The following is a 9,405-nucleotide window of genomic DNA, read 5'->3' on the forward strand; positions in this document are numbered from 1 at the left end:
TGTGAAGGTAGGCGCGATCTCCCGCGGTCGCTTCGACGTCCGCATTCGTGAACTTGCCGAAGGCAATGCCATGCTGGAGGCCGCAACAGCGCCCATGCTCCGGGCGCGCGCCAGCTTGCGCCACGAACTCGCCGGGCTCGAGCGACAGGTCTCGATCAGGCCGTCGACCTCGCGCCCGCGCAGCTCCCCGATGACGTCATCGGCGACCCGCGCAGGCCCGCTGCCGTTCATGATCAGCGACCTGATGCCCGGCGACCAGCGCGCTCCATGCCATTGCGCCGTGATCCCGACGAAGATGTAGCTCGGAAAAAGCAGTGGCGTCGCTTCGACGACCCGGCGGCGCAAGACACGGCGCTCGACGATGCGCGGCGCATAGACCTCGAAGCCGCTGCGCTTCAGTTCGGCGAGCGCCAGCGCCTCACGGCTGACCCGGGCCACGACCCACATTCAGCGGGTGCCGTAAGCGCGGCCGGCGTGCGGCATGAGGCTGGGCATGGGTTCCCYGAGGCAAGGGATGCCGGGCAAGTGACCGCGAAGGCCGCCCCGCCGCAAGGCTGGTCTTCCCAGCAGTGGCAAAACCACGGGCCGATGATGTGCCCCACCTCGCCCCGGTCCATTTTCATGGACGGATCCCACGGCTCGCCGACGTCGAGCTTGTTGGCGCTGACCCAAGGGTCTTGGCTGAACTTTACGGCGCGACGCTCGCGAATGCGCGGCGCATGCATCAGCCGGTTCAGATTAGGTGACTTCGCCCCCGGGTAGTGAGCCCCCCCCCAAGGGACGACGGGGACTGTGGCTGCGAACGCCGCCACGCCGCAAGCGGCATCGTCTCGGTAATGGATTGACGGTCAGGGGGCATTACTACAGTTGTAGGTCGCTACCGTAGAGATAGGATCATTGGCGCAAGTAAGCGGCATCAAGAGCCGCATTGCATCGCGCGGAAACCACGCGCCTTGCCGTTGTAAGGCATGCGAGAATATTGCCCTGACCCGCCACGATTCCTTTACAACGTTGATTGGCATCCGCGTTGCAGCTCTTCAAAACATTAGCCGCGCGTGCCGCACATTTTTTTGCTAACTTGTCTTTTTCTTGGGAAAGGCAACTAAGGAGGTCTGTTTTGACCCACCCAGCCGCGTCTGTTTGTACCGGCACTCCTTTGCCACTGCACCGCTCTTGTAGTTCTTTGCCGCAAGCAAGATCCTCCGCCCGCGCCTTCTGTGCCTCAGCAACGTTGAAGTGGGCATCAGAGATAAACATTGCAGCAGAGAACGCGATAGCTGTGATGACACCACAACGGCGGAAAGCACCTCGCGGCATTTTCATTTTCCTTCTCCCGATTTTGCGAGCGTAGCACGTATCGGCGCACTGCGCATCTCGTCGCCCGCCGTCGAGCCACGCGCCCTTCATAAGATATAGGGCGMGTCCCGCTTGATCCGATCGGACACCGCTTCGACGCGCACTGTGCCCGCTCCAGCCGACCAGCCAGCTTACGATACAACTTGAGGCGGTCACTGCGGGTGAGGATGGGCGTCCATTTCCTAGCATTTCGGCCCTCGGAGCCCTAATCCCAAGCCTCACAAGACGCGCCGGCCAAACTCAAACGGCCGCCACGGGCCTCCTGAGGCTCGACGGGGCCCTCCAGGCCCAACCTTCGCTTTCAGGGGCCAGGGGGGGGCATTCCTAAAACAAGGCTTCTCTCCGGGGCCGGGCGCGGCGGCGCTCGAAAAGGCACATAGTCGTTCAAAAATTTCCCAATGAAATCAATGACTTAGCTGGTGATCTGGGGGTATGGGAGGCAGCCGGGATCCCTGGGGGGTCAGCCCCTTGGAATTGTTGCATAATTTGACTAGTCGCGCGGTCCTGCCGTGCAGGAATGTCGTCTTGCCCCGCCTCGATCGCACAACCGGGACGCGCTAAGGAAAGCGAGGGTTATCAAGGAGTTACGCGGGGTGAGGGGGAGGTGGCGGGCGGTCGGCCGGGGTTTAGGCGGGGTCGCCACGGGGTCGGGCAGGCGTCGAAGCTCGGCGGATCCCGCCTGTCCGCACCTATCCCCGCCGATTTGATGCGGACGGATCCCGGGGCGGCTTTACTGGAGGGTGTGCGCGGCCTCGACCGTGATCTTCGCGCCCCTGCCGCCGTCCGGGGTGATGAGGGTGACCGTGATCGGCGTCGCAAGGCCACCGTCGACGATGTGGTCGCACAGGGGCTCGACGTCCCGGTCCGCCGCATAGCGGGCGACCGTGACCGAACCATTCGAGCCGATCATGACGACGTGAAACGGCGGATCGACCGCGCAGTCGCTGACGAACTCGGCGATGGAGGTCCGGACGCGCGCCTGATCGTGCGGCGTCATGAATTCAACTGCTGAGATGTGGCAGCGGCCGGTCATCGAAGTGCTCGAAAGAGCGCTGCAAGGTGCGCTCCAGCTTGTCCGCCAGCGTGTCGATCCGGTCGAGCCCGCGCTCGATGCCGGTCAAGTTGTCGACCGGCCTTTGCTCCAGCGCGTCGAGTCGCCTCGTGAGATCGGCGACGGCTTCGCGGAGTCCGGTGTTCTCCTGACCCAGGTCCGAGATGGCGCGCGCGCAGGCTTCCAGGGCGAGCTGCACATCGTCAGCCGGAAGGGTCTCGGCGAGGCGCTTGCGCTCGGCCTCTTGCTCGCGCTGGGCGGCCCGCTTGGCCTCCTGCGCGGCGATCTCGCGCCGGTCGCGGTCCGTCGGGTGCTCGATCTCGCGCGCCAGCGCCAGGGCGAGAGGACCGGGCTCGACGTGGGCAGGGCGCGCGAGCGTCTCGCGTGCCGCCGCCATGATCCCCCGGGCTCGATCATTCATCGCCGTACGACTCCCCGTCGTCTCGGTGGCGGCTCCTGGTCGTATTCGTCGTATTCGTCGGCTTCGTCGGCGGCGTCTCTGGTGGCCGCTGGTGCGCCGCCCCAGGTCGCGCCCGAGATGACCTGCGCGCCGCCCGGGGCAGCGACCGCCCACGTCAGCTTTGCGGCGGCTTTGATCGCGATCACGTCGTGCTGGAAGGCGTTTCGGGTCGGGGCCGCGACGGTGGCCGGTGAGCCCGGCGAGCCGATCGGCAACGGCGCTGCGTCCTCATAGTGCAGCGCAACATGCTTCGACGTTTCGACCTCGGGCGCGCCTTCGAAGGCGGCGGCGATCGCGTCCGGCACAAAGGCTGCGATCGTCCCGGCGGGCAGCGCGCTCGTCGAGAGAACCGGGAGGGAAGACACTCTTGGCCGTGTCGTCCAGGCCGCTGTCGCGGAAGCGCTCGCCAGTGAGGGAGCGCTGAGCCGCGCGGTCGAGGCCGCGGTCGCAAAAGCGCTCGCCAAAACGAAGCTCACAGTCACCGGCCTGGCGGAAGCGGAATAATCAAATGGCAACGGTTCAGAAGCGGAAGCTGCCCTCTGGCGCGATTACTTGGCGGGCGACGTACAATGATCAGAGAGGCACCCGCCGTAGCCGCCATTTCCTTCGGAAGTCAGACGCCGACGCCTTCCTCGTGCAAGTCCGGCACGATGTTTCGCGCGGGCTGCACGTCGCCGACTCGCAGTCGATTACCGTGGCTGAAGCTGGCAAGCTCTGGATCGAGCGAGCCGAACGGGACGGGCTCGAGCGCTCCACGGTCAACCAATACCTTGCTCACCTGAAGCATCACATCGTCCCCGAGATCGGGATCGTAAAGCTGAGCGCCCTCACGGCGCCAAGGGTCAACCAGTTCATCGATACGCTCCTGGAGACGCGCTCTCGCGTGCTGGCTCGCAAAGTGCTCACGTCGCTCGGCTCTCTCGTCGACGAAGCGATGCGGCGAGGCCTTGCGGCTCACAATCCCGCCCGTGCGGTGAAGATCCGGAACTCGACTCGCGACGAGGATGGGGGAGCGATTGAGATGCCAACCCGTGCCGAGCTGCGCGCGATCCTCGCCACAGCCGCGGGGCGCTGGCGGCCGCTGATCGTGACGGCGACGTTTACCGGCTTGCGCGGCAGCGAGCTCCGAGGCCTGACCTGGTCAGACGTGGACCTGAAGGCAGGAATGTTGAGGGTCCGCCGTCGTGCCGATCAGTGGGGCCGCTTCGGGCCACCCAAGAGCAAGGCGGGGAAACGGGATATCCCCATGGCACCGATGGTCCTGAAGGCCCTCCGGGAATGGAAGCTGGCCTGTCCGGTCACGAAGGACGGCCTGGTCTTCCCGGCGCCGTCTGGGCGCGTTCTCTCTCACGCCTGCATCCTGAAGGACGGCTTCGGCCCGCTCCAGGTCGTCGCTGGCGGGGTGACGGGAGCGGGCGCGGCGAAGTATGGCCTGCATGCGCTCCGACACGCCGCCGCGGCGATGTTCATCGAACAAGGATTCGGCCCGAAGAAGGTGCAGGCCCTCATGGGTCATGCATCGATCCGGCTCACCTTCGATACCTACGGCTATCTGTTCAAGACCGACGAAGAGGACCTGGCGGGTATGGCGCAGATCGAGGCGCGCCTGCTGAGCTAGTTGCGACACGAGCGCGACACATCTGGCCTAAGTCCCTGATTTCTAAGGGGCTGCCGTGGACTGGTAGATCAGCGGTTTCCGGGCAAAAGCGCGCGCCTTGTAGCTATCGACGGTGAGCATCGCATCGCCCTCGAAATGCCTGTCCCGATCGGATTGGCGACTGAGCACAGGTGCCTGCTTGGGGTCGCTTGCGGCGAGCGTCTCCCCCTTGCTGTCGACAACGACGACGCGGGCGCGGCCAAAGCCTCCCTCGAGGATTGCCCCACGCTCGATCGTGTCGAAAATCTCCCAGATATCTTCCCGGAGAACATGCGGAATGAGCGCGGAAGCGAGACCGTTGAGGTAGATCATCGACATCGCCGCGAGTTGCCGCTCCTGCGTTTCGCGCAGCCTCGACAGCACGGCGTTGGTCATGACGATGCTCACGATCAGCATGAATACGGCGACGAGGGCCGGAGCTTTGAAAGCGAGCGGCCAGCGCCGCGGATCAAGCGAAGCGCGTTTCATCCGAGCGCCCTCACGAGTTCGACGCGCCGGGCAATGCTGTCGAAGAGTGATGGATCTTCCGTTGCGAAGCCCTCGAGCCGCAGAAGGGCCAGGACGCTTCGGCCCGTCGGATCGTTGGGCATGTCGATCAGAGCCCGCTGGAAACGCCGGATACCTTTGCTTGCTGCGTTCCCCGAGTATGTCGCGATCGGAGGAAATCCCATCCGCTCCGAGCGCCATGCGGGCCTGGTAAGCTTCGTTAGCTCCGGTTCGGTTTCGGTCAGAACCTCCCAGACGTAGCCATCGACACTACCCGACTGGGCCAAGCCAGCAGCCACCGCCCGGACCACGTTGCGATGCCCGTACGTGAATCGTCCGCCGGAAGAATTCCTGAGGCTTGGTTCCATTCTCAGCCAGTAGCGCTCGCGTCACGAGATATCCCGAGTTGGAGTCGGGATCGGAGAAAGCATGGATATCGCCGCGCAAGTCCAGGATCGAACTGGCATCGCCCCGATCAGCGCCGACGAGAAGATAGGACTGATAGGTCGGCTTGCCGCGCCAGATGGGGACCGCGACCAATTCGAGCTCGCGTCGGTACGACACGAACGGAAACCCACAGATCCAAGCCGCGTCGAGAAGTCCCGAGAGCAGTTGGGAGGTGATCTCCTGATAGGTTCGCTTCAGAACGAGCTGAACCTCGGTAGCCATCGCGACCGAGAGATAGTGCTGTAGCGCTTCGAGTAGCTGAAGATCTGATGTCAGGAAAACCGGCGTCAAACCGAAGCGGAACGACTGTTCGGCTCGCACGATCGAGGGAGCGCCGATAAGGGCAGCCCCGCCAACAAGAACTGCGCGACGTGTCGGTGCCCAATTCCCTCGAACCGGACCCGACCGCCGACCCCGCCCGACTGTCACAACGCCCCTCCCATATGGAGGTTATTCCAGGGACAATCTGATCCCCGGTAGGGCGCAGTCAAACTCTCGATCCGTCGGCGATTGTCGAAACAATTCGCGCAATGCGGGGCTAGGAAATAGTGGCGGGCGCTTGGGAGGAGACTCTTTCCATCAAACTACAGAACATCGTTGCCAACATGATCGGGAGGCGCGCCGATCAATGCCTTATGCAAGGCGACTAAGCCGTCCACGATCCCGAGCCCAAGCAAGGCCTCTCCTGTTCCGCCTTTCCGCTCGACACGTTTGCCGTCATAGCGGAGGCCGCACCTATCGAGGACGATGGGATCCGTCAAAGCAGCGATCGCAAGTTCGAGGGCTTTCAAGCTTTCAACATCGATCGGGTTCTCACGATGTGCTGGGAGAGAGATAGGGCCGTCGCCCGTCTTCCACGCTTCGAGGATCTTGTCGAAGTTCACACCCGGCGCGATCTTGGAAAACAAGGATTGCGCCCGGCTGATCTTTCGAGCGTTCAGCTCGCTCTCTGCATGAAGGGCACGCAAGCGATCCCGCTGATCCGGATCATCGATCTCGTCAATGACTCTGGAGATCAGCTTCCGTCCGGTTCGATTACGAATTCCTTTTTGCTCGCGCTGGCGCGCTTGAACGTAGTGCCACATTCCCAGCGCCTTGCGCTTCTCGTTTGCAATGCTCTGCGCCTTCGGGCCGGTCCCCGCCCCATGGTTCTCTGCTAGGTAGCTCTCGACCGCCGCCCCGCTGATCGCCATACGACGACCTTCTAAGCTGTCGCACGCGGTCTTCAGACGAAGGAGCGTTGCTTTCCTTCCCATCGCCGGATCACGATGTTGGCGTCCGGCGCCCGCCTCGCGCAGTAGCTCATTCAGGATGCCGGCTGCAGTATCAACTGGCTGTCCGGCCCCGGACGTCCCGTTTGCAGGCTCGATCACGATTTCCGCTCCAGTTGCGCATCTTCCAGTTCACTTTCCGCGCCTATCAACTTCCTGAGGTCACGAAGCCCACGGAGCGCGGCAAACTCCACCCGCTTAGATCGAGCGACCTGCGCCGCCATTTCCTCAGCGAGTTGAGATACGATGATGTTGAAGTCCGTCAGCTTCGCGGAGCCCTTCTCCAACTCGTCAAGACGATCTTCCGGAACGAGCGACACGATTGCATGACCGAGCAATCGCGCGGCTCGATCTCGCATCGGACCGTCTAGACGCAAGAGGAACTGCTCGATGCCATTCTGATCGAGGACGTGATTGAGAAACTCGCGATGGTCCGACAATGCCGCAAAGTTGGGGCGGAACCCAGGCAGCAGATCAGCGCCATCTGCGAGCCGCTGAAGAAGAACGAAATCAGGTTTCGACTCCAGTCTCACCACGATTTCGTCAACCGTCTCGGAACTTAGCAACGTCAGGGCACGAGCGCCGCTCCCGGTCTCCTCGGAATCGCTGGCTTCCTGAAGCAGCGCAAGCGCGGCGTGAACATACTGCACCTCCGCCGACCACTCGATCGAGACGTCCTCGGTCTGCCGATATAGGCCATCGATCTGATTTCTGACGATGCGCGCGCTTCGCCCTTGCTCCTCCAGATCCTTGGCAGTCTGAACCAGGTCGCGGATCTGAAGGGCAAGCTTTCGCAGTTCGAACATGAGTCGATTCGCGTTATAAACGAGCCCCGCCAGGAACATCGGCCCGGTGAGCCTGTAGCGGCACAACGAGCAAGCTCGATGTCGAGGAACAGGCGCGAAACCCTTAACAACCGCCTCGCCACCGCTGGAGCATTCGCCGCCGGGACAGATGCCGTCAGCGAACACGTTGAAGCTGCMGTTCCCCAGACCGGAAGGATTCGCTCTGAGCATGGACGCACCGACTGCCGCATCGGGGTCGCGTCGGTTGACGAGGTTCCGGAGGAGTTCGCTGACGTCCTCAAATTGTAGTTCTGGGATGTCCGCAGGATCGATCGCGTCGGAGATACCTTCGCGAAATCGCGATAGCCGCTCATTCAGCACGCCTGCCCTTATCCGTGTATAATAGAGCGTCATGACCACGGAAGCATGCCCAACGACCTCTTGAACGAATTCGGCGGGAAGGCCTGCTTCGATCATCGCTGTAATGCCGCTCACCCGAAGCGTATGAATATCGAAGAGCGCTTCGACTTCCGTCGAACCATCGTCTTTCTCGATAGTCCTCGTCAGATCGTACTTGAACCCCATCGCCTTGAGCTCACGTTCGACGGCGCCCAGGACGTAAGTCCAGTAAGACGAAAGTCGTTTCGGAGTGCAGGGCCAACCATCATTGGTGATCGGATCTCGGAAGATCAAAGCCGACGTACCAATCTGGCCCTTAACTACAGGATTCTGAATGAGATCAAGTCCAAGCCTCTCCGCAAGTCGGCACTCCCCAATATTCCCGTGATCCCGATTCCATTGCATTAACCAGGGAATGCTTTCCAAAAGGGGCGCCGGGCACCATGGGATGTGATACCCTCCATCTTTACTAATTCCGGTTTTGTTTGTATTGATAAATAATCCTACGATTGGCTGACGCTGCAAATCCTCAGCGATATAAAAAACACCTTTCTGACGGCTAGCGCGAGCTTTCGGTGAGTGATTTGGGACCATCGTCTTTTCCACGAGGTCGATAGCCAGTTCGTCCAGCTCTCCGGAATCGAGGAACCGCGCTTGAAATCCGCGCACGGGCACTTCAAGGAGGGTTTCGAGCAACACCGCCACCCCCGGCCACCAAGTCTTCCGAAGCTCGCCTGTGAGACTGTCTCTATAGTCAAAATGATGTTGTCTCAGGCTGCGCGAGAACGCATATCGGCCCGAATTGAAGTGCGCTGCGTAGCCAAAATCCTCGCGCACTTCGGGGGGAAGGCGCTCGTACACATCGCGAAAGCCCGCACCATCTCGACGATTAAACTCTTGAATGTAAACCAGCATCTCGCGGCTGAGCGGAGTACGTGGAGTTTTCGCTCGACGTGGCGGTTCGCTGAATAGATCAACATCCAGATTGATCGGGTTTTCAATTCCAAGATCAAATATTTTTATCGAATAAGTAAATAATTTCCAGACACCCGAGATTCTCTTGTTTTTGCCATTGGCAGAGATTGGCAATGAATCTACAAAAGATACGTACGTTTTCTGCCTTCTATCATAGCTAGCAATGTGAGCCGCACGGTTAATCTCTCTCAATGACTGCGGTGGATCCTTAAGAGAATAAATATATGCAAGCCACGTATTAGCCGCAGTTCTTGCATCTTTAATGGACTTGGTTTTCATTTTCTCAATTGAACTTAGCAAAAGACTTGCCCAGTCAATAACGCATTTATTTGGCTTGTAATCCTGAGATACACTTAGTGGCACCGAATACCTAAGAGCCGGATTCAAAAGTTCACGCGGGTTTGCAATGTCTTGCGATGCGGCGTGTGAGCATGCGGATGCTGGCGATATGAGCGAAGGCGGTCGCGCTTTCGATGGATTTCTCCCAGTCCTTTGCGAGGCGGCGGCAGCGTCCGAGC

General features: G+C 61.0%; 8 protein-coding genes and 4 pseudogenes. 2 read left to right on the top strand and 10 right to left on the bottom strand.

Translation table 11 applies throughout. The features are described from left to right. Nucleotides 1–151 (top strand): annotated as a pseudogene (locus tag AC1D34_RS28540) (IS110 family transposase); the annotation flags it as partial. A gap of 41 nt (nucleotides 152–192) precedes the next feature. Here the strand turns inward: AC1D34_RS28540 and AC1D34_RS28545 are convergent. From AC1D34_RS28545 to AC1D34_RS28565, 5 genes and pseudogenes are all read right to left on the bottom strand, one after another. Next, nucleotides 193–447 (bottom strand): annotated as a pseudogene (locus tag AC1D34_RS28545) (transcription termination/antitermination NusG family protein); the annotation flags it as partial. Nucleotides 448–894: 447 nt separating this feature from the next. Then, the gene (locus AC1D34_RS28550) at nucleotides 895–1,323 is read right to left on the bottom strand and encodes a hypothetical protein (protein ID WP_476826028.1); all 429 of its coding nucleotides are present in this window, start codon (nucleotides 1,321–1,323) and stop codon (nucleotides 895–897) included. A gap of 763 nt (nucleotides 1,324–2,086) precedes the next feature. Further along, nucleotides 2,087–2,353 carry a hypothetical protein gene (locus AC1D34_RS28555; protein WP_476826029.1) on the bottom strand — a complete coding sequence of 89 codons (267 nt, stop codon included), beginning with the start codon at nucleotides 2,351–2,353 and terminating at the stop codon, nucleotides 2,087–2,089. A gap of 4 nt (nucleotides 2,354–2,357) precedes the next feature. Continuing rightward, entirely contained in the window at nucleotides 2,358–2,804 is a 447-nt protein-coding gene (locus AC1D34_RS28560) for a hypothetical protein (protein WP_476777212.1), read from the bottom strand. A 20-nt stretch (nucleotides 2,805–2,824) separates the two neighbouring features. Then, nucleotides 2,825–3,232 (bottom strand): hypothetical protein, encoded by a 408-nt coding sequence (locus AC1D34_RS28565; protein WP_476826030.1) that lies wholly within the window; start codon nucleotides 3,230–3,232, stop codon nucleotides 2,825–2,827. 143 nt (nucleotides 3,233–3,375) lie between these two features. On the opposite strand from AC1D34_RS28565, the gene AC1D34_RS28570 reads away from it, so the two are divergent. Beyond that, nucleotides 3,376–4,485, top strand: coding sequence for a tyrosine-type recombinase/integrase (locus tag AC1D34_RS28570; protein WP_476826031.1), 1,110 nt, complete (start codon nucleotides 3,376–3,378; stop codon nucleotides 4,483–4,485). A gap of 42 nt (nucleotides 4,486–4,527) precedes the next feature. Here the strand turns inward: AC1D34_RS28570 and AC1D34_RS28575 are convergent, their stop codons facing one another. The 5 genes and pseudogenes from AC1D34_RS28575 to AC1D34_RS28595 all read right to left on the bottom strand — a co-directional run. Continuing rightward, a complete protein-coding gene (locus AC1D34_RS28575) occupies nucleotides 4,528–4,992 on the bottom strand; it encodes a hypothetical protein (protein ID WP_476826032.1) in 465 nt (154 codons plus the stop codon). Continuing rightward, nucleotides 4,989–5,886: pseudogene (locus AC1D34_RS28580) on the bottom strand (PhnD/SsuA/transferrin family substrate-binding protein). Before AC1D34_RS28580 ends, AC1D34_RS28575 begins: the two are co-directional and overlap by 4 nt. Nucleotides 5,887–6,041: 155 nt before the next feature. Beyond that, complete coding sequence (locus AC1D34_RS28585; protein ID WP_476826033.1) at nucleotides 6,042–6,830, bottom strand: hypothetical protein; 789 nt, start codon at nucleotides 6,828–6,830, stop codon at nucleotides 6,042–6,044. Continuing rightward, complete coding sequence (locus AC1D34_RS28590) at nucleotides 6,827–9,166, bottom strand: VPA1269 family protein (protein WP_476826034.1); 2,340 nt, start codon at nucleotides 9,164–9,166, stop codon at nucleotides 6,827–6,829. The genes AC1D34_RS28585 and AC1D34_RS28590 overlap by 4 nt, the downstream gene beginning before the upstream one ends. Nucleotides 9,167–9,278: 112 nt before the next feature. Next, nucleotides 9,279–9,405, bottom strand: a pseudogene (locus AC1D34_RS28595) (IS5/IS1182 family transposase); the annotation flags it as partial.

It is taken from the genome of Allobosea sp. P1_A7, from assembly GCF_056406775.1.

Excerpts from the sequence above, each read along its gene's own strand:
- AC1D34_RS28550 (WP_476826028.1), bottom strand. The coding sequence starts at position 1,323 with ATGAAAATGCCGCGAGGTGCTTTCCGCCGTTGTGGTGTCATCACAGCT.
- AC1D34_RS28555 (WP_476826029.1), bottom strand. The coding sequence starts at position 2,353 with ATGACGCCGCACGATCAGGCGCGCGTCCGGACCTCCATCGCCGAGTTC.
- AC1D34_RS28560 (WP_476777212.1), bottom strand. The coding sequence starts at position 2,804 with ATGGCGGCGGCACGCGAGACGCTCGCGCGCCCTGCCCACGTCGAGCCC.
- AC1D34_RS28570 (WP_476826031.1), top strand. The coding sequence starts at position 3,376 with ATGGCAACGGTTCAGAAGCGGAAGCTGCCCTCTGGCGCGATTACTTGG.
- AC1D34_RS28575 (WP_476826032.1), bottom strand. The coding sequence starts at position 4,992 with ATGAAACGCGCTTCGCTTGATCCGCGGCGCTGGCCGCTCGCTTTCAAA.